Here is a 23,939-nt window from a genome sequence, read left to right as displayed (position 1 = left end):
TAAGAGGCGGTCTCACTTTTTTCGAGCAACAATCAGCATCGCCGCCTAATCGGTCTCACTTTGCCAAACATTGCTCATCGGTCCATCGCCCATCGGGCCGTCGCCGTGCAGGGCGTCTATCGCCCGGCGGTCGCGCTTGGTCGGCCGCCCGGCGCCCGGCGGCTGGAAGGGGGCGCGATAGGGGTCTTGCAGGCGCTCTTCCGCCACCGGCGGGGCGAGGTCCTCGTACAGCGCCTGGGCCTCCGGCGCCGGGCCGCGGCGGCTGCCCAGCGCCACCACCTTGATGACGCGGATGTGCCGCCCCTGGGCGAAGGTCAGCACGTCGCCCGGCTTCACCGCCGCATGCGCCTTGGTCACCACCGCCCCCGACAGCCGCACGCCCCCGTCGTTGCACAGCTTGGCGGCGAGGCTGCGCGTCTTGAAGAAGCGCGCATACCAAAGCCACTTGTCGATCCGCAGCCGGCCGGGGGTGGAGTCTTCGGTGTCGGTGTTGCTCATCGCGCACCCTCCGCCCAGGATCCCCTCTCCCCCCCGGGGAGAGGGTTAGGGTGAGGGGGACGCATGGCGAGGATTCTCGGGATGGCACGCAGTGCATCCCCCTCACCCCGACCCTCTCCCCGGGGGGGAGAGGGGGAAAAGTCGCTGATCGGCTGTGCGTTCATTCCACTCCCCACACTTACCTCACATCCCCGACAGCTGCCGCAGCTTGGCGAACGGGTGGTCCTCGTTGGTCGGCTTCTCCCGCCGCTGCCGGCTCGCCTGCTGCTGGCGGGAGGGCCGCTTGCGCTTCCAGGTCACCGCCCCGTCTTCGCCCTCCGTGCGGACATAGCCGAGCCCGGTCAGCACCGCCGCCAGCTCCTCCGCCGACAGGCCGACGCGCTGGCCGAGCGCCACCTCGCGGATCGGCGCATTGGCCCTGGACGCGGTCAGCAGTTCGGTCTCCAGCCGGTCGAGCATGTCGACGCGCAGCGCCCGCCCGCCGGCCAGCGGATAGCCGATGGCTTCCCAGAAGCCGGGGGGCGCGCCGCCTTCCTTCCCCAATAGCGCTTCCACCGACACCCGGCCGGGCGGCGGGATCGGGACGGGCAGGGGATGGCCCTTCGACACCGCCCACAGCAGCCCGCGCAACGTCACCGCCGCCGGCTTGGCCAGCGCGGTCAGATAGAGGTGCGACACCCCCAGCCGGACGCCCAGCCCGGTCAGCGCCTTGCGGTCCTCGCGCTCCAGCCGCTCGACCATGTCGGCGACCGGCTGCCGCGGCAGCACCCCCAGCCCCTCCACCAGCTGGAAGGCCAGTCCGCGGCCGGCGCCGGACAGGGCTTGCGCGGCGGACAGCGCGAAGAGCGGTTTCAGCCGGGCGGCGATGTGGTCCTTCAGCCAGCGCTCCAGCCGTGCCCGCACCCGCTCGCGCTGGGCTTGGTCCAGCATGCCGTCGTCGAACGGCACCACCAGCGGCGCCAGCACCGACGGCCCGGCGGCCAGCCGCGCCACCGACAGATTGTCGGCGCTCAGCACCCCGTCGGACCCCAGCGCGAAGGCGTCGTCCGGCTCCGCCTCGAAGGCGCGCAGCCGCTTGGCGAGTTCGTCGCGCAACGCCCGCCGGGCGGCGGTCAGCAGCGACTTCGCCTCGTCGGAGCGGTCGGGCGCGTCGGGGACGAAGCGGAAGCCTTCCAGCTTGCCGACGACATGCCCCTCCACCACCACCTCGCCGTCGGCGCGCACGCCGCCCAGCAGGGAGCGCCCGTCCTTCAACGTGCGGGCCAGCGTGGCGGAGCGGCGGTCGATGAAGCGCTGGGTCAGCCGCTCGTGCAGGGCGTCGGACAGCCGGTCCTCGATGGCGCGGGTACGTTCCTGCCAGTGCAGCGGGTCCTTCAGCCAGGTCGGCCGGTTCGAGATGTAGGTCCAGGTGCGGATGTGGGCGATGCGGGCGACCAGCGCGTCGATGTCGCCCTCGGTGCGGTCGAGCCGGGCGATCTGCTTCGCCACCCAGTCGTCGTCCAGCCGGCGCAGCGGCGTGCGCAGGCTGCGGAAGATCTGGCCGAGCAGCTTGGTGTGGGCATCCGACAGCACCTTGCGGAAGTCGGGGACCTGACAGACCTCCCACAGCAGCTTCACGGCATCGCGGCCGCGCGCCAGATCCATGATCTCCGGATCGCGCACCAGCGCCTGGAGCGCCAGATGGTCGTCGGCCTCGCGCACACGGGACAGCTCTGCGAGGGGCGCCCGTTCCTCCAGCGACTTCAGCAGGAAGCCCGGCGTGTCGAAGCGGAGATCGCTGTTGCGCCAGGACAAGGCCTTGACCGTCTCGAACTCGTGGTTCTCGACGCGGGTGACCAGATCGGCGTCCAGCTCCCCCACCTCGTCGGTGGTGCCGAAGGTGCCGTCGCGCATGTGGCGGCCGGCGCGGCCGGCGATCTGCGCCACCTCGGCGGGGCGCAGGCGGCGCGGGGCGAAGCCGTCGAACTTGACGATGCGGGCGAAGGCGACATGGTCGACATCCATGTTCAGCCCCATGCCGATGGCGTCGGTCGCCACCAGATAATCGACCTCGCCCGCCTGATAGAGCCCGACCTGCGCGTTGCGGGTGCGCGGGCTGAGCGCGCCCAGCACCACGGCGGTGCCGCCGCGCTGGCGCCGGATCATCTCGGCGATGGCATAGACGTCGGTGGCGGAAAAGGCGACGACGGCCGAGCGCGGCGGCAGCCGCGTCAGCTTCTTGTGGCCGGCATAGGTCAGCTGCGAGAAGCGCGGCCGGCTGATGAACTCCGCCTTCGGCACCAGCCGGCGGATCATCGGCTGCATCGAATCGGATCCCAGCACCATGGTCTCGACCATGCCGCGGGCGTTCAGCAGCCGGTCGGTGAAGATGTGGCCGCGCTCGGGATCGGCGCAGAGCTGGATTTCGTCCACCGCCAGGAAATCGACCGCGCGGTCCAGCGGCATCGATTCGACGGTGCAGACCCAGTAGGACGGGTTGGGGGGCAGGATCTTCTCCTCCCCCGTGACCAGTGCGACCGCGTTCTTCCCCTTGATCCCGACGATGCGGTCATAGTTCTCCCGCGCCAGCAGGCGCAGGGGAAAGCCGATCATTCCGGACCGGTGACCGAGCATGCGCTCGATCGCCAGATAGGTCTTGCCGGTGTTGGTCGGTCCCAGCACGGCGACCACACGGCCCCCCCGCCCGAGACCGCCGCCCGCCGAAGCGTGAGAGGACGTCATAGGGTTAAGCTTTGGGGTGCGCGAGGCCGCAATGCAAGCGGCGGCTTGGCGATGTATGGCGATTGCGCCGATCTCGGCGGCCGGTCGCCGCCGGACGGCTAATGCCGCAGGGAGAATGCTCGGCCGGCGCGGAGCGAACGGAGCCCGCTCCGGGCAATGCCGAGGATCAGCAGATAGTCCTGCTTGATGATCGACAGGCTGAAGAACAGCGGGGAAAGATCGAGCGCGCTCATGGGAATGATCCCGGATTTCCAGGGGGAAGCGAACGGAACTGGAAACGAAAGGCTGGAGACGGGAAGGGCCGCCGAATGGGGGTTCGGCGGCCCTCGGGCTCACGGCGGCTGCGTTGGGGGGCTTGGGGTCGCCGCCGGGAGTCTGTCTGTTACGTCAGCCCTTGGGCGCCTCCTGCGGTGCCGGGCCCGGACCGGGGCCCTTCCCCGGACCCATGCCATGCCGCGGACCGTCATGGTCGCCCATGGGTCCGCCATGGTGCGGGCCCATATGGTGGCCGCCCATGCCGCCCGGTCCCGGGTTCAGCATGCGGTCGGCCTGCTTCTGCTGGTCGGGCGTCAGCTGGGCGTAGAGGTCGGTCAGGGCCGGGCGGACGGTCTGGACCTGCTGCAGGTGGGCCTGCATCATCTGCTCGGCGCGTTCAAGGCGCTGCGGCAGGGCCGCCGGCGGCGGGGCGTCCTTGAACTTGACGCACAGATCCTGCGTCGGCTTCAGGCTGGAGCGGGCGGCGTCGGCGAACTTGGTCCAGGCGGCGCGCTGCTGCTCGGTGATGTTCAGCTTCTTCTCCGCATAGGCCAGCTTGCCGGCCAGACGGGCCTCCTGGTCCTCGCACATGCGGGCGAAGTGGCGGTCGGGACCGCCGGCCGGGCCGGGGCCGCCGGGCTGCGGACCACCCTGGGCGAAGACCGGAACGGCCACGCCGAGACCGGCGACCAGCAGGGCGGACGTCAGAAGGGCGCGTTTCATGGTGTCGACTCCTCGGTGTGTTGGTGCTGTCTAAACCCCGGATGGAGGGGGCTTATTCCGCTGGGACGGTGCCGGCCTCATCGCCGCCGCTGTCCCGATGACCAGAGATTGGGCGCCGAACGTTGCGGTCGAATGTCCGCAAACCGGTCATTTGGTAACAGAGTGTAACCGTCCGGCCCCCCGTAACCGGGCGTTACACATTTCCCCTTCACGCCCGGCGCCCCCCGCCCGATCATGGGGACATGGACCGCACGCCCCACCTCCTCGTCGTCGACGACGACCGCGAAATCCGCTCCCTCGTCGCCCAGTTCCTGACCAAGCACGGCTTCCGGGTCACCGGGGTCCGGGACGGGGCGGAGATGATGCGCACGCTCGACGGCGCCCGCGTCGACCTGATCGTCCTCGACCTGATGCTGCCGGGGGAGGACGGTCTGTCGCTCTGCCGACGGCTGCGCGCGACGCCGCAGACGGCGCAGACCCCCGTCATCATGCTGACCGCCATGGGCGAGGAGACCGACCGCATCGTCGGGCTGGAGATGGGTGCCGACGATTATCTGGCGAAGCCCTTCAGCCCGCGCGAACTGCTGGCCCGCATCAAGGCGGTGCTGCGCCGCGTCTCCGCCCCGCCGGTGGCGGGTGCGCCTGCGGCGGCCGGCACGGTGCTGCGTTTCGAGGGCTGGTCGCTCGACCTCACCAAGCGCGAGCTGCGCTCGCCCGACGGTGTGCTGGTCCAGCTGTCGGCCGGCGAATACGACCTGCTGGTCGCCTTTGTCGAGCATCCGCAGCGGGTGCTGACCCGCGACCAGCTGCTCGATCTGGCGCGCGGCCGCTCGGCGGTGCCCTTCGACCGCTCCATCGACGTGCAGGTCAGCCGCCTGCGCCGCAAGATCGAACCCGATCCGGCCGATCCGACGCTGATCAAGACGGTGCGCGGCGGCGGCTACCTCTTCACGCCCACCGTGTCCAACGGCGGTGTGGCGCCATGACCGCCCAGCCGGAAACGGCCAAGTCCCAACCGGAAACGGCCAAGTCCAGGCTCGCCCGCCGCCGGGGCAGCTTCCGCCGGCTTCCCTTCCGCTTCCCCGACAGCCTCGCCGCGCGCATCGCCCTGACGGTGGTGCTGGCGCTGCTGCTGACCCAGGCGATCAGCGCGCTGGTCTATCTGACCGACCGCAGCGAGGGGCCGCCGATCCACGGTCCCAACGTGCTGATCCAGCGCATCACCGCCATCGTCCAGCTGGTGGAGAGCACGCCGCCGCAGGGGCGCGAGCGGGTGGTGCGCGCCATCGACGACCCGGTCCTGCGGGTGGAGTTGAGCCCAGACCGGCCGCCGCCGCTGTCGCCCGGCTCCTATGCCGGCGGCCGGTTCGAAGGGCTGAAGCGCCGGCTGAGCGAGCAGCTCGACACCGCCGACCGCAACATCCTGATCGAGGTCCAGCGCCCGCCCCGCGGAGAGCCCCGCGACGACCCCCGTCCGCCGACGCCTTTCATGGCGGGCGACGAGCCCCGGCACTGGGGGCCGCATGTCCGGCTGTCGGTGCGGCTCGGCGACGGCTCCTGGCTCAGCTTCACCGGCGGCGAGCCGCTGCCCGGCCCCTTCGGCATCGTCCGCTTCGTGCTGTGGATGGGGGCCATCGTCGCGGTGATCCTGCTGGTGTCGCTGCTCGCCGCCCGCCGGGTGACGGCGCCGCTGGCCGGCTTCGCCGCCGCCGCCGAACGGCTCAGCGTCGACGGGCAGGCCGATCCCCTGCCGGAGGAAGGCCCGCGCGAGCTGCGCGCCGCCACCCGCGCCTTCAACCGGATGCAGGCGCGCCTCGCCCGCTTCGTCGCCGACCGCACCCAGATGCTGGCGGCGATCGGCCACGACCTGCGCACGCCGATCACCCGGCTTCGCCTGCGCGCCGAGCTGGTCGACGATCCGGAGATGCAGCGCCGGATGCTGGCCGACCTCGACGAGATGGAGGCGATGATCTCCGCCACGCTGGCCTTCGCCCGCGACGACGCCCAGCGCGAGCCGCGCGGCCGCTTCGACCTTGCCGACCTGCTGCAGAGCCTGTGCGACGACCGCGTCGACGCCGGCCACCGCGCGCTCTACGACGGCCCCGCCCATGCGGTGGCGGAGGGCCGCACCGTGGCGCTGCGCCGGGCGCTGGCCAACCTGATGGACAACGCCATCAAGTATGGCGGCGGCTTCACCGTCCGGCTGGAGACCGGCCCGGACGGCAGCCAGCATCGCAATGCCCTGATCCACATCGACGATGACGGCCCCGGCATCCCGGAGGCGGAGTTCGAGAAGGTCTTCGCCCCCTTCTACCGGCTGGAGCGCTCCCGCTCGCGCGACACCGGTGGCGTCGGGCTGGGCCTGTCCACCGCCCGCAGCATCATCCGCGGCCATGGCGGCGACGTGACGCTGGCGAACCGTATGGAAGGCGGCCTGCGCGCGACGGTGACGCTGCCGCTTTGATCCCCCCTCTCCCGCCTCGGATCCCCTCTCCCCCCCGGGGAGAGGGTTAGGGTGAGGGGGTCGCACGGCGTGGCATTCCAAGCATTGCGCACTTCCCGCTCCCAACTGAATCCCCGCTCTGCCTCCCCCTCACCCCGCCCCTCTCCCCGGGGGGGGAGAGGGAGACTCTCCCACCTCCGAAATTTCGGATAGAGTCATTCTTTCGCCACGGTCGGGAGACAAATAATCGCCGGCCGCTGACCGGTCTTCCGGCCCAGAGGCAGTGGGCGTATGAGGATCGAAGCGGGAACGTTTCCCGCACTCATCACACAGACCTGACAGGGCCAGCGAGCGCGCCGTGACCGCCGACCGACCGGACCACCACACGGACCCGGACCAGCGCAGGGCCAGCCAGCTCTACGCCGGCCCCCGTCCGATCCGCACCCGCGAAGACCCGTCGCCGCTCGACCGGCTGACGGCCGGCGAGTTCGCGCGCCTGTTCGCCGCCAAGGCGGTCGAGCTTGCCCGCGACCGGCTGGCGGCCGCCGGCAAGGCCAAGCCGCGCCGCAAGTCCCCTCCGCCCTCCGCCGCCCCGCCGCCGACGCCCTTCAGGCAGCCCCGCCGCCGGTCCCGCGGCCTGCCCAGCTTCAAGTTGCCCAACTTCAAGCTGCCCAACTTCACCCTGCCGTCCATCTCCCTTCCAAGGATCTCCTTGCCGAAACCGAAGCAGCAGCCGAACCCATCTGCCCGCCGGTCCGGCGGCAGCCAGCCGCCGCAGCCCCCCTCTTCGCAGCTCTCGGCCCAGCCCGCCGGCCGCCCCGGCCGGGCGCCGCAGCCGGCCCGGAAAAGCGGCGGCAACGGCGGCGGCTGGATGAGGCGCCTGGTCCAGTGGGGCCTCGTCGCCGCCATCTGGTGCGGTATCGGGCTGGGTGCCGTGCTGGCGTGGTTCGCGCTCGATCTGCCGGACATCTCCAAGGTGGCGCAGTTCGAACGCCGCGCCTCGATCACCGTGCTGGCCGCCGACGGCAGCGAGTTCGCCCGCTTCGGCGATCTGCACGGCACGACGCTCAGCGTGCGGGACCTGCCGCCGCATCTGGTCGGCGCCGTGCTGGCGATCGAGGACCGCCGCTTCTACAGCCATTTCGGCATCGACCCGCTGGGTCTGGCCCGCGCCGTCTACGTCAACTGGCGTTCCGGCCGGGCGGTGCAGGGCGGCTCCACCATCACCCAGCAGCTCGCCAAGAACCTGTTCCTGACGCCCGAGAAATCGCTGAAGCGCAAGATCCAGGAGGCGATGCTGGCGCTGTGGCTGGAGAGCCGCTTCACCAAGGACCAGATCCTCACCGCCTACCTGAACCGCGTCTATCTCGGCGCCGGCACCTTCGGGGTGGACGCCGCCGCCCGCACCTATTTCGGCAAGCCGGCGACCGAGGTCGACGTGCGCGAGTCGGCGGTGCTGGCCGGCCTGTTGAAGGCGCCCTCGCGCTACGCCCCCAGCTCCAACCCCGACGAGTCGGCGGAGCGGGCGCGGGTGGTGATGGCGGCGATGCTGGATGCCGGCTACCTGACCCAGCCGCAGTACGAGGCCGCCCGCACCGCCAAGCCGTCGCCCAAGCGCAAGCCCGGCGGCGACGGCCGCTATTTCGCCGATTGGGTGACCGATCTGGTGCCGGGCTTCGCCGGCCCCGACCATGGCGACGTGATCGTCCGCACCACGCTGGACCTGAAGATGCAGCGCGCCGCCGAACAGCGGCTGGAGGCGCTGCTGGCCGGTCCCGGCGCCGCCGCCAACGTCCGCCAGGGGGCGCTGGTCGCCATGAGCCCCGACGGCGCGGTGCGGGCGCTGGTCGGCGGCCGCGATTACGACGGCAGCGAGTTCAACCGCGCCACCCAGGCGCTGCGCCAGCCGGGATCGGCCTTCAAGCCCTTCGTCTATCTGGCGGCGCTGGAGTCGGGCTGGACCCCCGACAGCCTGATCGACGACGCTCCCGTGCAGCTCGCCAACTGGAGCCCCGGCAATTACGACGGCAAGTACCGCGGCAGCATCACGCTGGCCTCGGCGCTGGCCCATTCCTCCAACACCGCGACGGCGCGGCTGATCGACCGGGTCGGCACCGACCGGGTGCGGCGCATCGCGTCCAACCTCGGCATCTCCTCGCCGCTCACCCGCGACCTGTCGCTGGGCCTCGGCACCAGCGAGGTGACGCCGCTGGAGCTGGTGCGCGCCTATGCCGGCATCGCCAACCGCGGCGTCCCCGTCTGGGCCTATGCCATCACCGAGATCAGGAGCCGCGACGGCGTCGTTCTCTACCGTCGCCAGGGCGGCGGCGGCAGTGCGGTGGTCGATCCCGCCCATGCGGTGCAGCTGTCCCACATGATGACCGGCGTGCTCGATTACGGCACCGGCCGCAGCGCGAAGCTGAACCGCCCGGCGGCGGCCAAGTCCGGCACCACCCAGGACTATCACGACGCCTGGTTCGTCGGCTTCACCGCCGATCTGGTCGCCGGCGTCTGGCTGGGCAACGACAACAACGAGGCGATGAAGAAGGTCACAGGCGGCACCCTGCCGGCCAAGCTGTGGCGCGAGTTCATGGCAGACGCCCATGCCGGCAAGCCCGCCCGCCCGCTCCCCGGCCTGGACGGCGCCCCCGCCTGGACCCCGCCCCCTGGAAGCGTGATGCCGCCAAGCGTGATGCCGGGCGTCGCTCCGCCGGGCGGGGTGCCGGTGGCGTCCGCCGACGCGCGGTCGGGCGGTGGGATCGGCTCGCTGATCGAGAAGATCGCCGGCGGTTCCGGCGCCGCGCCCAGGGTGCAGTACGACTACAGCAACAGCGGCGTGCGATAAACACCCTCTCCCGCCTCTCGCACAAACGAAGTTTGTGCTGACGGCGTCAGGCGGATCGAAGATCCGCTGAGAGCCTCGGGAGAGGGCTTCCGCGTCCCCCAGGTTTCCCCCGCCGCCCCGACCCTGCTATACCTCCCCCCGGATTTCTCCAGAGTGGACGACAGATGCAGGCGGAAGAGCGATTGGACGGACCGGGCATGGCGGAGGCGGACGAGCGGCCCCTCGACGCCGTCCTTGCCGCCCTGGCGTCCGACGACCTTGCCCCCGGCCCCGCAAATGGCACCGCCAATCCGTTCCCCCGCCCGCCGGTCACTTCGGGCCCTGCACCCCTCAACCCGCCCCTCAATCCCCTGCTCAGCATCGCTGCGCCGGTGCTGGCGCTCGTCGGCGCCTTGCGCGACCGCAGCCTGACCGATCAGCCCCGCGCCGCCGCCGCCGCGGCGCTGGAGCGTTTCGACCGCGCCGCCTCCGCCTCCGGCTTCGACCCGGACGAGATCCGCGCCGCCCACATCGCGCTGGCCGCCACCCTGGACGACGTCGCCCGTGCCGCCGGCCATGGCGGGGCCGCCGTGGCGGAACCGGGGGCAGGCGTGCGTTTCTTCGACCTGCTCGACGGCATGCTGGGCGACCCGCGCCGCCACCGCCATGCGCTGGAGCTGTTCTACGCCTGCCTGTCGCTGGGCTTTGAAGGCCGGTTCCGCGACCGGCCCGGCGGTGCCCACGACCTCGCCCGCCTGCGCGACGAGCTGTACCGCATCCTGCGCCGCGCCCGCGGCGACGTGGCAGCGGAGCTGTCGCCGGCCTGGACCGGGGTGGCGGAGCCGTTCCGGCCGCCCAACAACAACCCGTTCGGCAATCCGTTGAGCGCTGTGCCGGGCTGGATCGTCTGGGCGGTGGTGGCGCTGGGCCTGTCCGGCCTCTACGTCCATCTCGCCGGCACCCTCGACCGGCAGGCCGAGCCGGTGGTCGCCCGCATCGCCGCCTTGCTGCCCGACCGGCTGATCGAGATCGCCCGGCTGGTCCCGCCGCCCCCGCCCACCGCCGGCCCGGCGCTGATCGGCCGCATCACCGGCCAGCTCGCCCCGGAAATCCGCACCGGTGCCGTCGAGGTGCTGGCGGGGGAGGATGGCGCCCTGGTCATCCGCATTCCGGCGGCGGCGATGTTCGCCACCGGCAGCGACGCCGTGAAGGCCCGCCACCGCGCCATCGTCGAGCGGGTCGGCCAGACCCTGGCGGCGGAGTCCGGCAGCGTGCTGGTGGTCGCCCACACCGACGACCAGACCCCGCCGGGCGGCCGCCTTCCTGCCGCCCAATCCCTGGCCGCCCAATCCCTGGCGGCCCAATCCCTGACGGACGCCCGTGCCGAGGCGGTGCGCAAACTGCTGGAGCGCTCGCTGCCGCCCGCCCGCCTGTCGGCCGAGGGCCACGGCGATCAGGAGCCGATTGCGCTGAACGACACGCCGGCCGGGCGCGATGCCAACCGGCGGATCGACATCCGCCTCTATCCGCATTAGGGCGCCCGCCATGGCCGAACCCCGCTCTCCCAAGGCCGGCGCCCGGACGGCGAAGACGGCCGGCAAGGGCCGCAAGCCCGCCGTCATCGCCGCTGCCCCGTCGCCGCACCGCTCCGCCCGCACCCGCTGGGCGACGTCGCTGTCGGGGGTGCTGGCGCTGGGGCTGGCCGGCTGGCTGCTGCTGCCGCGTCTGGCCGCAGCCTTCGCTCCGCACCTGCTGCCGAACATCCAGCCGGACTGGAGCGTCCGCCTGCTGCCGCTGGTCCTGGCGCTGGCCGCCTGGATCGCCGTCAACCGCCGCATCGACGCCCGCGAGCGCGCCGCCAACGCCCGCCTGCTGGAGGCGCTGGCCGCCACCCGCGATCCCGAGCTGAAGGCCTCGCTGGAGGAGATCGGCACGGTCCGCAAGCGGCTCGACGGCGTGCTGGCCCAGCTGCGCAAGCGCCGGGGCGGGCGCTATCTCTACCAGCTTCCCTGGTATCTGGTGATCGGCGCCCCCGGTTCGGGCAAGACCACGGCGCTGGCCAACACCGGCCTCGCCGTCCTCTCGCCCGGCGGCGGCGTGGCCGAACCTCTTGCGGGCCCCTTCATGGGGTTGGGCGGCACCCGCAACTGCGACTGGTGGTTCACCGACCGCGCCGTGCTGATCGACACCGCCGGCCGCTACACCACCCAGGACAGCCGGCGCGCGGTCGATGGCCGGGTGTGGTCCGGCCTGCTCGACCTCCTGAAGGAGCACCGCCCGCGCCAGCCCGCCAACGGCGTCCTCCTCACCGTCAGCATCCCGGAACTGACCGGTTGGACCGACGCCGAGCGGCGCAACCACGCCATCCTGATCCGGCAGCGCCTGAACGAGCTGCGGGTGCAGCTGGGCGTGCGACTGCCGGTCTATCTGCTGCTGACCAAGGCCGACCTGCTCGACGGCTTCGCCACCTTCTTCGACCCGCTCGACCGCGAGGCGCGCGGGCAGGTCTGGGGCCTGACCCTGCCGGCGGAGGAGCCGGCACCCGACACCTCCGGCGGTCCGCTTCCCGTCTTCCGCGCGCTTTATGCCGGGCTGGTGCGGCGGCTGGACGAGCGGCTGCTCGACCGGCTGCACCAGGAGCCGGACATCCGCCGCCGCAGCGACGCCTTCGCCCTGCCGCTGCGCGTGGCGGAGCTGGAGCCGGCGCTGGCCGACATCGTCGACACCGCCTTCGGCTCCGAACATGGCGAGGAGACGCCGCGCCTGCGCGGCCTCTATCTGACCAGCGCCACCCAGACCGACGCCTCGCTCGCCCTGCTCGATCCCGAGGGCGGCGGGCCGGCCTCCACCTATTTCCTCGAACGGCTGCTGCCCGACGTGGTCTTCCCGGAGGCCAACCTCGCCCGCGTCGACCGGCGGGTGGAGCGCGCCCGCCGCCGCCGGGCGCTGCTGTCCGCCGCCGCCGCGCTGACGCTCGCCCTGGCCGTCGGCGGCTGGTGGCTGGTCAGCGCCCGCGGCAACGCCGCCTTGCTGGAGCGCGCCGATGCCGGCGCCGCGGCGGTGGAGGCGGCGCTGCGCCCGCTCGACACCGCGCCGCGCTCCCTGGTCCGGGTGGACGATGCCGACCCCGCGGCGATCCTGCCGGCGCTGGAGGCCCTGCGCGCCCTGCCGCTCGCCTTTGACGATGCGCAGAATCGGCCGGGACAGGGTTGGGCCGGTGAGATGTGGACAGGCCAGATGTGGGCCGGTCCGGCGCTGGCCGGCGGGCTCTACCAGGGTGGCCGCATCGCCGCCCCGGCGCAGGAGGCCTACCGCCGCGCCCTGCGCAGCCAGTTCCTGGCCCGCATCGCCCTGCGGCTGGAGGAGCGGCTGCGCGCCGACTGGGCCTTGCCCGACCAGCTGCGCCAGACCCTGCGCGTCTACCGCATGATCACCGGGCGCACGATCGCCGGGCAGATGGCGGGCGGGCAAATGGCCGGCGGGGCGGAGCCGATGGATGCGGGCGCCATGGCGGAATGGCTGGCGCTCGACTGGCAGCGCACGCTGCCCGGCCCGGCCAACGAGGCGCGGCGCCGTGCGCTGGGCGACCATCTGGCCGCCCTGTTCGCCGTCGGCTTCGCCCCGGTCCCGCCCGACGAGGTTCTGGTCGCCCGCGTGCTGGAGGTGCTGGCGCAATCGACGCCCCAGGCCTCTTCCGTCCAACCCAGCCGGGCCGCTCAGCCATGATGGGCTATTTCGCCACGCCGCGCGCCATGGCGCCCGGGGTCGGCGGGATCGGTGCTGATCCGGTGGTGGGATTCCACGGCAAGGTGCCGGCCCGCGGCGATTTCATCGGCCATGGCCTGCCGTCGGCGGTCCTCGGCCCCTGGGACCGCTGGCTGTCCGCGGCGCTGGGCGAGGCCGGCCGCCGTCTTGGCGCCGAGTGGGAGCCCCTGTTCGCCCAGGCCCCGGTCTGGCGCTTCGCCCTGTCGGCCGGCCTGTGCGGCGCCACCCCGCTGGTCGGGGTCTGGATGCCCAGCGCCGACCGGGTCGGCCGTCTCTATCCCTTCACCATCGCCGCCGGCCTTCCCGCCGGCTTCGACATCGCCGACGCGCCGGCCGCCTGCGGCGCCTGGCTGTCCCGCGCCGAGTCCCTTGCCGCCGACGCCTGCCGTGCCGGTGCCGACGTGGAGGGGTTGCCGGCCCGCCTCGCCATCCTCGGCCGGCCGGAACCGGAGCGCGTCAGCCCCGCCACCCGCGCCCTGCTCGACCGCCTGTCCGGCTCCTTGCGCGCCGACGCCAGCCTGTGGTGGACCCGCGGCGCCGGCCGGATCGCGCCGTCGCTGCTGTCCTGCCCCGGACTTCCCGCCGGCCCCCGCCTGACCGCCTTCCTCGACGGCGCCTGGGCCCGCTGGGGCTGGGAGAACGCCGACGAGGGGTAGGGGGGAAGGGACAGCTTATGGCGTCCCCGCCATCTCGCGGTCGAAGCGGGCCAGAGCCTCTTCCAGCCCCCACTGGACCCGCGCCTTCTCGCTGCGCGCGGTCACGGCGCGGCAGGCGTCCTCACGCACCGGCGGCGTGCAGCCGGGGGCGGACCACAGGCTGTCGCCGGGCAGGAAGCTGTGCTCCAGGCTGGCGCGGGCCAGTCCGACGAGGTCGGCATAGCCGAAGCCGAACTCCTCCACCGCGCGCTGCAACTCGTTGGTCAGGTCGATCCGGCTGACGCCCTCGTCGTCGGTCGACAGCACCACCGGCACCCCGGCGGCGCGATAGACCGGCAGCGGGTGCGCCTTGCCGCTGACGCCCAGGATCTTGTCGTTGCTGGTCAGGTTGATCTCGACCGCCACCTTGCGCCCGGCCATCGTCCGCAGCAGGCCGTGGGGATCCTCCTCGTACATCACGTCGACGCCATGGCCGATGCGTTTGGCCCCGGCGATCTCCACCGCCTTGCGGATGTGGTCGCGCAGCCGCTCCGGCGGGACGAGGCCCAGCGTCAGCTCGCCGGCATGCAGCGCGACGTTGGTGCCGGGCTGGCGCCTTTTCGCCTCCGCCACCATGCGCATGTGCAGGTCGTAATCGTCGAGCGCCACCGGGTTGTCCTCCGGCGCCACGAAGTTCAGGCCGACGACGCGCGGCTCCTGCGCTTCCAGCAGGGCGTTGAACAGGGTGGTGGCATAGACCGGGCCGGGGCTCTGCGTGCGCGAGACCTGCTGGAGATAGCGCACCGACACCGTGCAGCCCGGCCGCGCCGCCGGCGTGCCGCAGCCGAGCACGCTGCGCATCCGCGCCTCCGCCGCGTCGATCTCCTGCCGGGCCGGGGCGACCAGGGCCGGAAGCCCGGCGGCGATCAGCCGGTCGGCGGTGCCCGGCAGGTCGGCCGCCGCCTGCGGCGTCCAGGCGAAGGACTTGCCGATGGCGGCGGCCGGGCCGGTGCCGAAGGACACCATCAACTCGACATGCTGCTCGCCCTGCCGGCCGGCGCGGTCGACCACCTCGGCCAGCAGGTCGCCGGTGGAGGTGGAGGTCGCACCGGCGGCGGCGCGGAACCGCCCGAAGGTGGCGAAGAACTGGTCGTGCAGGCTGTAGCCGGAGACCGGCAACGCGTCGCGCGTCGACAGGGCGTCCAGCGCCACCGGGTAGAGCACGCTGTCGGCGATGACCGCCGCGGCGCCCGGCCGGGCGGATTTGGCGTCGCCGCAGGGCGCCTGCGCCGTCGGCGCCACCAGCGTCAGCGCCTTGACGTCGAAGCAGAGCCCGGCATCCGCCGCCATCCGCATGTAGGTCTCGGCATAGACCGCACCGGTCAGGTGGCTGTGCAGGTCCGCGCCCTTGGGCATGCGGTAGAGGAAGGCGCGCAGCTCCGGCGGGCTGGTCCGCACCGCCTGGAACCGCCGCGCCGCCGCCGACCCGCCGGCATCGGCGCCCCCGCCGGGGTTGCCGCCGCCCATCTCCGCCGTGGCGCAGCCCGCCAGCAGCAACGTCGCCGCCAGCGCCCCCGTCACGCGTCTGGTCATTCGCACATCAAGCATATACCCGACTCCATATTCTCCTTTTGCGAGTATGGATGCGCTGATAATCGCGCGGACACAACCGCCCTGTGCGGATCGAAAGGCTGTAGCGGGGCGGCAATTCCCGGTATGGTGCGGCGACCTTTCCGTGTTCCCGCCCATCCCGCCTTCCGTATCCCGCCGTCTTTGGAGCCGCCGCGATGACCGACACTTCCGCCCCGACCCTGCTCGATGCGGCCAAGCGTTTCCGCAGCAACGATCTGGCGGGGGCGGAACAGGTCTGCCGGGCGATCCTGACGACCGACCCGCACAACGCCCAGGCGCTGCATCTGCTGGGGCTGGTCGCCGCCCACACCGACAATCCGGACAACGCGCTCGCCCTGTTCGCCCAGGCCATCGCGGAGAACGGCAACGACCCGTCCTTCCACAACAGCCGCGGCAGCCTGCTTTTCCAGCAGGCCCGGCCGGCGGAGGCGGAGGAGGCGTTCCGTGCCGGCCTCGCCCTCAACCCGCGGCTGCCGGAGCTGCATGGCAACCTCGGCAACGCGCTGAAGGCGCAAAGCCGGCTGGAGGAGGCGGCGGACTGTTTCCGCATTGCGCTGGACCTGCGGGCGCAAGCGCCGGAGATGCATCATTTCCTCGCCGCCACCCTGCGCGAGTTGGGCGAGCTTGAGGAGGCGGAGGAGCATTTCCGCACCGCGCTGGCCCAGGCGCCCGACTATCTCGACGTGCATTACAGCTTGGCGGAGCTGCTCTCCACCCGCGGCCGGCTGGCCGAGGCGGAGGCGGAATTCCGCATCGTGCTGGCCGCCGCCCCGCGCTTCGTCCCGGCCCAGGTCGGGCTTGCCCATGTGCTGCAAAGCCTCGACCGCGCGGCCGAGGCCATCGAGGTGATCGAGGCGGCGCGCGAGCAGGCCCCCGACCACCCGATGGTGAAGTTCACCCGCCGGCTGATCTATTCCAACGCGGTGCCCGGCTGGCACCTGCCGATGATCAACGATTTCGAGCGGAACGAGGCCTACAAGCAGTCGCTGGAACGGGCGGTGAAGCCCGGCCAGCTGGTTCTGGAGATCGGCACCGGCTCCGGCATCGTCGCCATGATGGCGGCGCGCGCGGGTGCCGGGAAGGTGGTGACCTGCGAGGTCAACCCGATCCTCGCCCGTGTCGCCAAGGAAACCGTGGCGCGCAACGGCTATGCCGACCGCATCGACGTGGTGCCGCGCCTGTCGACCCAGCTGACGGTGGGCGAGGGCGGCGACCTGCCGGAGAAGGCTGACATCTTCGTCTCCGAACTGATCAACATCGGTATGCTGGCCCCGCGCATGCTGTCGGTGCTGCAACATGCCCGCACCCATCTGGTGAAACCGGGCGGCGCCATCATCCCGCGCGCCTCCACCGTCTACGCCATGCTGGTGGAGACGCCGGAGCTGGCCCGCATCAACCCGGTGGAGACCATCGACGGCTTCGACATGGGCAGCTTCGACGTCTTCCGCTCGCCCGGCTACCAGCAGATCGACCTCGGCGCCGACGCCCACACCCCGCTGTCGAAGCCCTTCACCGCGCTGGATTTCGACTTCACCCGCAACATGCCGGAGGAGGGCGAGCGGGTGATCGACGTGACCATCGTCACCGCCGGCACCTGCCATGGCGTCGCCTTCTGGTTCGACCTCTTCATGGATGACGAGGTGGTCTACAAGTCGGAAAGCCGGTCGCGCACCAACCACTGGAAGCAGGCGATGACCTTCCTTGAGAAGCCGATCGCGCTGTCGGCCGGCGACCGCCTGCGCATCGTCGCCCGCTACGACAACAACCAGATCTCCTTCGGGGTGGACGGGCTGACGGGGGGCGGGCGGGAGTAAGCGGGCGTGAGCGAAGCCGTCCCTTCCAGCGACACTCCTGCCGGCGACATCCCCTCCCGCCGGGCCATCGTCTCCTGGTGCCTCTACGACTGGGCGAATTCGGCCTACAACACCATCGTCACCACCTTCGTCTTCTCGGTCTATTTCGCCCGCGGCGTCGTCGGCGACCCGGTCGAGGGCACGGCGCGGTGGAGTGCGGCGATGACCGTGGCCGGCGTCGCCATCGCGCTGCTCAGCCCGCTGCTGGGCGCCATCGCCGACCGGGCCGGGCGTCGCAAGCCCTGGATGGCGCTGTTCACCCTGGTCACCGTCCTGTTCACTGCGGCACTGTGGTGGGTGCGTCCCGATCCCGCCGACGCCGCCTTCGCGCTCGCCTGCGTGGTGGTCGCCACCGTGGCGTTCGAGCTGGCCAACGTCTTCTACAACGCCACCCTGCCGGGGCTGGTGCCGCCGCGGCTGCTCGGCCGGGTGTCGGGCTGGGGCTGGGGGATCGGCTATTTCGGCGGGCTGGCCTGCCTCGTTCTGGCGCTGGTCGGCTTCGTCCAGGCGCCGGCCCCGCTGTTCGGCCTGTTCGGGATGGAATGGGCCGACTGGGGCCAGCAGGCCAATGTCCGCGCCACCGCCCTGCTCGCCGCGGCGTGGTACGGGCTGTTCGCGCTGCCCTATTTCCTGTGGGTGCCGGACGAGCCGGCGACCGGCCACGGCCTGTTGCGGGCGGCGCGCGAGGGGGTGGCGACCTTGCTCGCCACGCTGCGTCAGGCCCGGCGTTACCGCGAGGTCGGGCGCTTCCTGATCGCCAGCGCCTTCTACCGCGACGGCATCAACACCATCACCGCCTTCGGCGGCCTCTTCGCCGCCGGGACCTTCGGCATGAGCTTCGAGGAGATCCTGGTCTTCGCCATCGCGCTCAACGTGGTGGCGGGAGCGGGGGCCATCGGCTTCGCCTGGATGGACGACCGGGCGGGAGCCAAGCCGGTGATCCTGATCGCGCTGGCCGGCATGACCGTCTGTTCGGTGCCGCTGCTGCTGGCGACCGAGCGGCTGTGGTTCTGGATCTTCGCGCTCGGGCTCGGGCTGTTCTTCGGGCCGGCCCAGGCGGCCGGGCGGTCGATGATGGCGCGGCTCGCCCCGCCGGGCATGGCGGGCGAGATGTTCGGCCTCTACGGGCTGACCGGCCGCTTCGTCGGCTTCTTCGGGCCGCTGCTGTTCGGGCTGGCGACCCAGGCCTTCGCCAGCCAGCGCGCCGGCATGGCGACGGTTCTGGCTTTCTTCGCCATCGGCTTCGGGCTTATGCTGGCGGTTCGCGAACCGGCCCGCTAGAAAAGGGCCTGTGTCAAAGCGCCGCACATGAGACCATTCGAGGGCAGAGCTGTTACCTTCGTTTTTGCTGCGACGCACAAAAGTCGAAGCCGAGGGGTACGGACCATGCTGCACATCAAAGACATCGAAGCCTTCGCCCGCATCAACGAGGCCCTGAACGAGGAGCCCGGCGCGGATGGCGGCACGGATAATCGGCCGGAGCAGACCGGCCAGGACTCAGACGGCCAGCACAATTCCGGCCCGGCGCATCCGGCGCTGGTGATGGCGATGCTGGCGACCGGCCGCCTGCCGCTGTCGGCGCTGCCGAAATCCGATCAGGCAAAGACCCCGGACGTGTCGACGCCTTGGACCAGGATGTTCCGCCGCTCCTGACGGCAGTCGGTCCGGGTGGGACGCCGTGGAGTCGGTGGGCAAGATCGACACGGATTTCAGCACGGATTTCACGGATGTGGCGTTCCGAAACCCCAGCTTCCGGGGGAGGCCGCCGCTTCGGCAAGACCGGAAAAATCCGTGTAATCCGTGCCGAAATCCGTGACATCCGTGTCGATCTTGTTCCCCATGCAATGACTCCGGGACCGGAGGCCGATACCGGAGGCCGTTGCAAAAATTCCGCCATAAAGGAAATTATTCTTATACGCTTCCCGCAGACCCACTTTTCTGCGGAGCCGACCCATGCCCCTCGACAGCCGTAGTTTCACCAACGACCAGTTCCCCCGCTGGGCCGAAGAGCCGCCGACTCCGTCCGAAGGCTCGCTGGTGCCCGGTTCGCAGTTCCATGAAGAGCAATGGATCATGGCCGCCGGCATGCTGGCCCGCGGCAACAGCTTCCTTCAGGTCTCCCGTGCCATGGGGTGCAGCCGGACGACACTCTGGCGCGCCTATTACGGTTCCAAGGATTTCCGTCACAGGGTTTGGTGGGAACGGCAGGCCCTGAACCGCGAGGCCGAGCTGCGCCTGTCCTCGCTGCGCATTCTGGTCGCCGAGCAGATCGAACGGCTGGTCACTTCGGGCGATCCCGCCACCGTCCGCTGGCTGGCCGAGCGGCTGGGGCTGTTCGCCGGCCTCGATACTCCAGCCTCCAAGCGGCAAACCACGCAACCGGATCGTCAGCCCGTCCCCGAACTCGACGACGACCTTTCCGGTAGCCTGTGCGAGGGCACCGCGGATTGCCCTCTCTCCCCCGGGGAGAGGGAGGGGACCCGCGCCGCAGGCGTGGGGAGGGTGAGGGGGCCGGCGCGCGATCCGCGCGCCGCCAAGGGGCATGCTGCCCCTTGGCAATCCCCTGGCGCGGTCGTTCCGTCCGCGCTGCCCCCCTCACCCAACCCTCTCCCCAGGGGGGAGAGGGCTTATAAGCTGTCGCCTTACCCAACGGCTCTGCCGCGCCACCGGTAGGCGGCGGATGGAACATCGGCCGGACAGCGTTCCACGCTGTTCCATCCCCTCACAGAAGCGACAGCTGGTCCCCAATCGCCGGCGGCACCCGGAAACGGCTGCAATCGAGCTGCCAGCTCCGGCCGCCCAGCCCATGCTTCCGGCAGGCCAGCGTGAAGCGGTGGCGCAGAAGCTCGGCATAGGGGCCGCTGCCCTTCATCCGCGTGCCGAAGCCGGAGCGATAGAGCGCGCCGTCGCGGCTCTGCCGCATCAGGCTCAGCACGCGGTCGGCGCGGTTGGGGGCGTGGACGCGCAGCCATTCCTCGAACAGCGAGGCGATCTCCAGCGGCAGGCGCAGCAGGATATAGTTGGCGGCAGTCGCCCCGGCGCCGGCCGCCGCCTCCAGGATGGCTTCCAGCTCATGGTCGTTGAGTGCCGGGATCATCGGGCTGGCAAGGACCGCCACTGGCACGCAGGATTCCGACAGGGCGCGGATCGCCTCCAGCCGGCGCGGCGGGGTGCTGGCCCGCGGCTCCATCACCCGGGCAAGATCGCGGTCCAGCGTCGTGACCGAGACCGCGACCGACGCCAGCCCTTGCGCTGCCATCGGTCCCAGGATGTCGAGGTCGCGCAGCACAAGCGCCGATTTGGTGATGATGCTGACCGGCTGGTTGAAGTCGCGGCAGACCTCCAGCACCCGGCGGGTGATCCCCTCCGTCCGCTCGATGGGCTGGTAGGGATCGGTGTTGGCCCCCAGCGCCAGCGGCTGGCAGACATAGGATTTCGCCCGCAGCTCCTTGGCCAGCAGCTCCGCCGCGTTGCGTTTGGCGAACAGCTTCGTCTCGAAATCCAGACCCGGCGACAGGCCGAGATAGGCGTGGGTCGGCCGGGCGAAGCAATAGATGCAGGCATGCTCGCAGCCCTGGTACGGGTTCACCGAGCGGTCGAACGGGATGTCGGGCGACTGGTTGCCGGTGATGATCGACTTGGCCGAGGCCGGCGAGACGCTGGTGCGGACCGGATCGGACAGCGCCTCGTTGCCGCTCTCGGCATAGCCGGTCCAGCCGTCGTCGGTCAGGACGCGGGTCTCGCGTTCGAACCGCCCGGTGGCGTTGCTGACCGCCCCGCGGCCCTTGATCGGGGATCGCCGTATCTCGTCCATGGCCGCAGCTTAGCCGGGGCAAAATGGAACGTAAAGCGAACAAACGGGGCAAGGTGCCTTCATCGCTTCCGCTGCCGAACAAACATAAAGATATCTTTATGCTTGCATGGTTCCGGGAGCGCTGATACACCGATGGCCAATTACAGCGGCAGGGCCGGGGATCCGGTGCGCCTGAAATTCCGCTGCCCGACCGTCACCGCCCACCAGGAGTCATCCCTCATGGCCGCCGAATTCACGGACTACAAGGTCAAGGACATCAGCCTCGCGAACTGGGGCCGCAAGGAGATCACCATCGCCGAGACCGAGATGCCGGGCCTGATGGCCCTGCGGTCGGAATTCGGCGCCTCCAAGCCGCTGGCCGGTGCCCGCATCGTCGGCTGCCTGCACATGACCATCCAGACCGCCGTGCTGATCGAGACGCTGACCGCGCTCGGCGCCACCGTGCGCTGGTCCTCCTGCAACATCTTCTCGACCCAGGACCAGGCCGCCGCCGCCATCGCCGCCGCCGGCATCCCGGTCTTCGCCTGGAAGGGCGAGACGGAGGAGGAGTTCTGGTGGTGCATCGAGCAGACGCTGCGCGGTCCCGATGGCTGGACCCCGAACATGATCCTGGACGATGGTGGCGACGTCACCCAGATCATGCACGACAAGTATCCGGAGATGCTGGCCGACGTCCGCGGCCTGTCGGAAGAGACCACCACCGGCGTCCATCGTCTCTATGAGATGATGAAGAAGGGCACGCTGAAGGTTCCGGCCATCAACGTGAACGACAGCGTCACCAAGTCGAAGTTCGACAACCTCTACGGTTGCCGTGAGTCGCTGGTCGACGGCATCAAGCGCGCCACCGACGTGATGGTCGCCGGCAAGGTCGCCGTGGTCGCCGGCTATGGCGACGTGGGCAAGGGTTCGGCCGCCTCGCTGCGTTCGCAGGGTGCGCGCGTCCTGGTGACGGAGATCGACCCGATCAACGCGCTCCAGGCCGCCATGGAAGGCTATCAGGTCGTGACGATGGAGGATGCCGCTCCGCAGGGCGACATCTTCGTCACCGCCACCGGCAACGTCGACGTCATCACCATCGACCACATGCGGGCCATGAAGGACCGCGCCATCGTCTGCAACATCGGCCACTTCGACAGCGAGATCCAGATCGACGCCCTGCGCAATCTGGTCTGGGAAGAGGTCAAGCCGCAGGTCGACGAGGTCGTGTTCCCCGACGGCAAGCGCCTGATCGTGCTCGCCCAGGGCCGTCTGGTCAATCTGGGCTGCGCCACCGGCCACCCCAGCTTCGTGATGAGCGCCAGCTTCACCAACCAGGTGCTGGCCCAGATCGAGCTGTGGACCAACGCCGCCAACTACGAGAACAAGGTCTACGTCCTGCCCAAGCACCTGGACGAGAAGGTCGCCCGCCTGCATCTGGACAAGATCGGCGCCAAGCTGACCACCCTGACCGACAAGCAGGCTGCCTACATCAGCGTGCCGACCGCCGGCCCGTACAAGCCGGACCACTACCGCTACTAAGCGGTTGCGGGGTTGAAAAAGAAGGGCCGTCCTTGTGGGGCGGCCCTTTTTCTTTGGCTGTTCTTCAAAGGAAGAGTCAGCTGTCTTGCGGGTTTCCTGCGGCCAGCCACTCCACCATCCCCTTGCCGGCCGCCACGCCCATGGCGAAGCAGCCCTGCAACAGATAGCCGCCGGTCGGCGCCTCCCAGTCCAGCATTTCGCCGGCCAGGAACAGGCCGGGGCGGCGGGTCAGCATCGACCGCTCGTCCAACTCCGACAGGCGGACGCCGCCGGCCGTGGAGATCGCCCGTTCGATGGGGCGGACGCCGGTCAGCACCATCGACAGCCCCTTGATCTGGCGGGCCAAAGCCACCGGGTCGGTCAGGTCGGTGGCGGGGGCGAACTCGCGCAGCAGGGCGGCGCGCGGGCCGGTCAGGGACAGCGACTTCTTCAGGAAGGTGGACAGCGACTCCGCACCGCGGCGGCGCAGGCGTTTGACCAGTTCGGCCTCGGCCATGTCCGGCAGCAGATCCAGCGTCAGGGTCGCCCAGCCCTCCGCCGCGATGGCGTCGCGCAAGGGCGCGCTCAGCGCATAGACGGCGCCGCCCTCGATCCCGGTTTCGGTGATGACGAATTCGCCCTTCAGGCGCCGGCCGGCAGCGGAGAGACCGACGCTCTTCACCGGCTGGCCGGCGAAGCGGTCGCGCAGGTGATCGGACCAGGGCACCTCGAAGCCCATGTTGGAGGGAACCAGCGGCGCGACCTCCACCCCCAGCCCTTCCAGCAGCGGAACCCAGCCGCCGTCCGACCCGGTGCGCGGCCAACTCGCCCCGCCCAGCGCCAGCAGGGTGGCGCGCGGGGCGACGGTCACGCTTTCCTCGCCCTGGCGGAAGGTGAGGGCGCCGGTCGCGTCCCAGCCGGTCCAGCGATGGCGGCTGTGCAGGGTCACGCCCAGACCGTCCAGCCGCCGCAGCCAGGCGCGCACCAGGGTGGAGGCCTTCATCTGCACCGGGAAGACACGGCCGCTGCTGCCGATGAAAGTCTCGATGCCCAGCCCGGCCGCCCAGCCGCGCAGGGCGTCGGGCGAGAAGCCGGCCAGCAGGCGGCGGAACAGCGGTTCGGCGGCGCCATAGCGCGGCAGGAAGCGGTCGAGCGGTTCCGAATGGGTCAGGTTCAGCCCGCCGCGCCCGGCCAGCAGCAGCTTGCGCGCCGGGGTGGGCGTGTGGTCGAACACGGCGACCCGCAGGCCGGCGGCCGCGGCGATCTCCGCCGCCATCAA

At 71.1% G+C, this 23,939-nt stretch carries 18 protein-coding genes; 11 read left to right on the top strand and 7 right to left on the bottom strand.

The window, feature by feature from the left end; genetic code table 11:
* Positions 1-45 precede the first annotated feature (45 nt).
* The 4 genes from ABNQ40_RS29180 to ABNQ40_RS29165 all read right to left on the bottom strand — a co-directional run bounded on the left by ABNQ40_RS29180 (position 46) and on the right by ABNQ40_RS29165 (position 4,197).
* Positions 46-498, bottom strand: coding sequence for an RNA-binding S4 domain-containing protein (locus ABNQ40_RS29180; protein WP_109490547.1), 453 nt, complete (start codon positions 496-498; stop codon positions 46-48).
* 183 nt (positions 499-681) lie between these two features.
* Positions 682-3,219, bottom strand: a complete 2,538-nt coding sequence (locus tag ABNQ40_RS29175) for a helicase-related protein (RefSeq protein ID WP_109490548.1) — start codon at positions 3,217-3,219, stop codon at positions 682-684.
* 98 nt (positions 3,220-3,317) lie between these two features.
* Positions 3,318-3,452 (bottom strand): hypothetical protein, encoded by a 135-nt coding sequence (locus ABNQ40_RS29170; RefSeq protein ID WP_282187239.1) that lies wholly within the window; start codon positions 3,450-3,452, stop codon positions 3,318-3,320.
* Positions 3,453-3,606: 154 nt separating this feature from the next.
* Entirely contained in the window at positions 3,607-4,197 is a 591-nt protein-coding gene (locus ABNQ40_RS29165) for a Spy/CpxP family protein refolding chaperone (protein WP_109490549.1), read from the bottom strand.
* 242 nt (positions 4,198-4,439) lie between these two features.
* Here ABNQ40_RS29165 and ABNQ40_RS29160 point away from each other — a divergent pair, with 242 nt between their 5' ends.
* The 6 genes from ABNQ40_RS29160 to tagF all read left to right on the top strand — a co-directional run bounded on the left by ABNQ40_RS29160 (position 4,440) and on the right by tagF (position 13,885).
* Positions 4,440-5,183 carry a response regulator gene (locus ABNQ40_RS29160; RefSeq protein WP_098740737.1) on the top strand — a complete coding sequence of 248 codons (744 nt, stop codon included), beginning with the start codon at positions 4,440-4,442 and terminating at the stop codon, positions 5,181-5,183.
* Positions 5,180-6,661: an ATP-binding protein gene (locus ABNQ40_RS29155; RefSeq protein ID WP_109490550.1), complete on the top strand. Its 1,482-nt coding sequence runs from the start codon at positions 5,180-5,182 to the stop codon at positions 6,659-6,661. Before ABNQ40_RS29160 ends, ABNQ40_RS29155 begins: the two co-directional genes overlap by 4 nt.
* A 337-nt stretch (positions 6,662-6,998) precedes the next feature.
* Entirely contained in the window at positions 6,999-9,485 is a 2,487-nt protein-coding gene (locus ABNQ40_RS29150) for a transglycosylase domain-containing protein (RefSeq protein ID WP_109490551.1), read from the top strand.
* A gap of 182 nt (positions 9,486-9,667) precedes the next feature.
* Positions 9,668-10,999: a type IVB secretion system protein IcmH/DotU gene (gene icmH, locus ABNQ40_RS29145; protein WP_247880133.1), complete on the top strand. Its 1,332-nt coding sequence runs from the start codon at positions 9,668-9,670 to the stop codon at positions 10,997-10,999.
* 10 nt (positions 11,000-11,009) lie between these two features.
* On the top strand, positions 11,010-13,190 hold the full coding sequence (gene tssM / locus ABNQ40_RS29140; protein ID WP_109490553.1) for a type VI secretion system membrane subunit TssM: 2,181 nt from the start codon (positions 11,010-11,012) through the stop codon (positions 13,188-13,190).
* Entirely contained in the window at positions 13,187-13,885 is a 699-nt protein-coding gene (tagF, locus tag ABNQ40_RS29135; protein WP_247880134.1) for a type VI secretion system-associated protein TagF, read from the top strand. The genes tssM and tagF overlap by 4 nt, the downstream gene beginning before the upstream one ends.
* A 15-nt stretch (positions 13,886-13,900) precedes the next feature.
* Here tagF and ABNQ40_RS29130 read toward each other — a convergent pair whose 3' ends face one another.
* The gene (locus ABNQ40_RS29130) at positions 13,901-15,457 is read right to left on the bottom strand and encodes an adenosine deaminase (protein ID WP_109490554.1); all 1,557 of its coding nucleotides are present in this window, start codon (positions 15,455-15,457) and stop codon (positions 13,901-13,903) included.
* A gap of 194 nt (positions 15,458-15,651) precedes the next feature.
* On the opposite strand from ABNQ40_RS29130, the gene ABNQ40_RS29125 reads away from it, so the two are divergent.
* The 4 genes from ABNQ40_RS29125 to ABNQ40_RS29110 all read left to right on the top strand — a co-directional run bounded on the left by ABNQ40_RS29125 (position 15,652) and on the right by ABNQ40_RS29110 (position 20,022).
* Positions 15,652-17,310 carry a tetratricopeptide repeat protein gene (locus tag ABNQ40_RS29125; protein WP_109490555.1) on the top strand — a complete coding sequence of 553 codons (1,659 nt, stop codon included), beginning with the start codon at positions 15,652-15,654 and terminating at the stop codon, positions 17,308-17,310.
* A gap of 6 nt (positions 17,311-17,316) precedes the next feature.
* Entirely contained in the window at positions 17,317-18,630 is a 1,314-nt protein-coding gene (locus ABNQ40_RS29120; RefSeq protein ID WP_247880135.1) for an MFS transporter, read from the top strand.
* A gap of 105 nt (positions 18,631-18,735) precedes the next feature.
* The gene (locus ABNQ40_RS29115) at positions 18,736-19,002 is read left to right on the top strand and encodes a hypothetical protein (protein WP_109490556.1); all 267 of its coding nucleotides are present in this window, start codon (positions 18,736-18,738) and stop codon (positions 19,000-19,002) included.
* A 300-nt stretch (positions 19,003-19,302) separates the two neighbouring features.
* Entirely contained in the window at positions 19,303-20,022 is a 720-nt protein-coding gene (locus ABNQ40_RS29110) for a hypothetical protein (protein WP_391348164.1), read from the top strand.
* 49 nt (positions 20,023-20,071) lie between these two features.
* Here ABNQ40_RS29110 and ABNQ40_RS29105 read toward each other — a convergent pair whose 3' ends face one another.
* Positions 20,072-21,163 carry a PA0069 family radical SAM protein gene (locus ABNQ40_RS29105; protein ID WP_109047763.1) on the bottom strand — a complete coding sequence of 364 codons (1,092 nt, stop codon included), beginning with the start codon at positions 21,161-21,163 and terminating at the stop codon, positions 20,072-20,074.
* 219 nt (positions 21,164-21,382) lie between these two features.
* Here ABNQ40_RS29105 and ahcY point away from each other — a divergent pair, with 219 nt between their 5' ends.
* Positions 21,383-22,681 carry an adenosylhomocysteinase gene (gene ahcY / locus ABNQ40_RS29100; protein ID WP_109490691.1) on the top strand — a complete coding sequence of 433 codons (1,299 nt, stop codon included), beginning with the start codon at positions 21,383-21,385 and terminating at the stop codon, positions 22,679-22,681.
* 76 nt (positions 22,682-22,757) lie between these two features.
* Here the strand turns inward: ahcY and ABNQ40_RS29095 are convergent, their stop codons facing one another.
* Positions 22,758-23,936, bottom strand: a complete 1,179-nt coding sequence (locus ABNQ40_RS29095) for a TIGR03862 family flavoprotein (protein ID WP_247880159.1) — start codon at positions 23,934-23,936, stop codon at positions 22,758-22,760.
* Positions 23,937-23,939: the final 3 nt, after the last annotated feature.

Source organism: Azospirillum sp. A23 (genome assembly GCF_042938965.1).
Taxonomy (GTDB): Bacteria; Pseudomonadota; Alphaproteobacteria; order Azospirillales; family Azospirillaceae; genus Azospirillum; species Azospirillum melinis.
This window is presented reverse-complemented; position numbering and strand designations above follow the sequence as displayed.

What these genes read in the sequence shown, in the direction of transcription:
- ABNQ40_RS29160 (WP_098740737.1), top strand. Translation starts at nt 4,440, where the DNA reads ATGGACCGCACGCCCCACCTCCTCGTCGTCGACGACGACCGCGAAATC.
- ahcY (WP_109490691.1), top strand. Translation starts at nt 21,383, where the DNA reads ATGGCCGCCGAATTCACGGACTACAAGGTCAAGGACATCAGCCTCGCG.
- ABNQ40_RS29175 (WP_109490548.1), bottom strand. Translation starts at nt 3,219, where the DNA reads ATGACGTCCTCTCACGCTTCGGCGGGCGGCGGTCTCGGGCGGGGGGGC.
- ABNQ40_RS29130 (WP_109490554.1), bottom strand. Translation starts at nt 15,457, where the DNA reads ATGACCAGACGCGTGACGGGGGCGCTGGCGGCGACGTTGCTGCTGGCG.
- ABNQ40_RS29170 (WP_282187239.1), bottom strand. Translation starts at nt 3,452, where the DNA reads ATGAGCGCGCTCGATCTTTCCCCGCTGTTCTTCAGCCTGTCGATCATC.
- tagF (WP_247880134.1), top strand. Translation starts at nt 13,187, where the DNA reads ATGATGGGCTATTTCGCCACGCCGCGCGCCATGGCGCCCGGGGTCGGC.
- ABNQ40_RS29115 (WP_109490556.1), top strand. Translation starts at nt 18,736, where the DNA reads ATGCTGCACATCAAAGACATCGAAGCCTTCGCCCGCATCAACGAGGCC.
- tssM (WP_109490553.1), top strand. Translation starts at nt 11,010, where the DNA reads ATGGCCGAACCCCGCTCTCCCAAGGCCGGCGCCCGGACGGCGAAGACG.
- ABNQ40_RS29095 (WP_247880159.1), bottom strand. Translation starts at nt 23,936, where the DNA reads ATGGCGGCGGAGATCGCCGCGGCCGCCGGCCTGCGGGTCGCCGTGTTC.
- ABNQ40_RS29165 (WP_109490549.1), bottom strand. Translation starts at nt 4,197, where the DNA reads ATGAAACGCGCCCTTCTGACGTCCGCCCTGCTGGTCGCCGGTCTCGGC.
- ABNQ40_RS29110 (WP_391348164.1), top strand. Translation starts at nt 19,303, where the DNA reads ATGCCCCTCGACAGCCGTAGTTTCACCAACGACCAGTTCCCCCGCTGG.
- ABNQ40_RS29105 (WP_109047763.1), bottom strand. Translation starts at nt 21,163, where the DNA reads ATGGACGAGATACGGCGATCCCCGATCAAGGGCCGCGGGGCGGTCAGC.
- ABNQ40_RS29180 (WP_109490547.1), bottom strand. Translation starts at nt 498, where the DNA reads ATGAGCAACACCGACACCGAAGACTCCACCCCCGGCCGGCTGCGGATC.
- ABNQ40_RS29155 (WP_109490550.1), top strand. Translation starts at nt 5,180, where the DNA reads ATGACCGCCCAGCCGGAAACGGCCAAGTCCCAACCGGAAACGGCCAAG.
- ABNQ40_RS29125 (WP_109490555.1), top strand. Translation starts at nt 15,652, where the DNA reads ATGACCGACACTTCCGCCCCGACCCTGCTCGATGCGGCCAAGCGTTTC.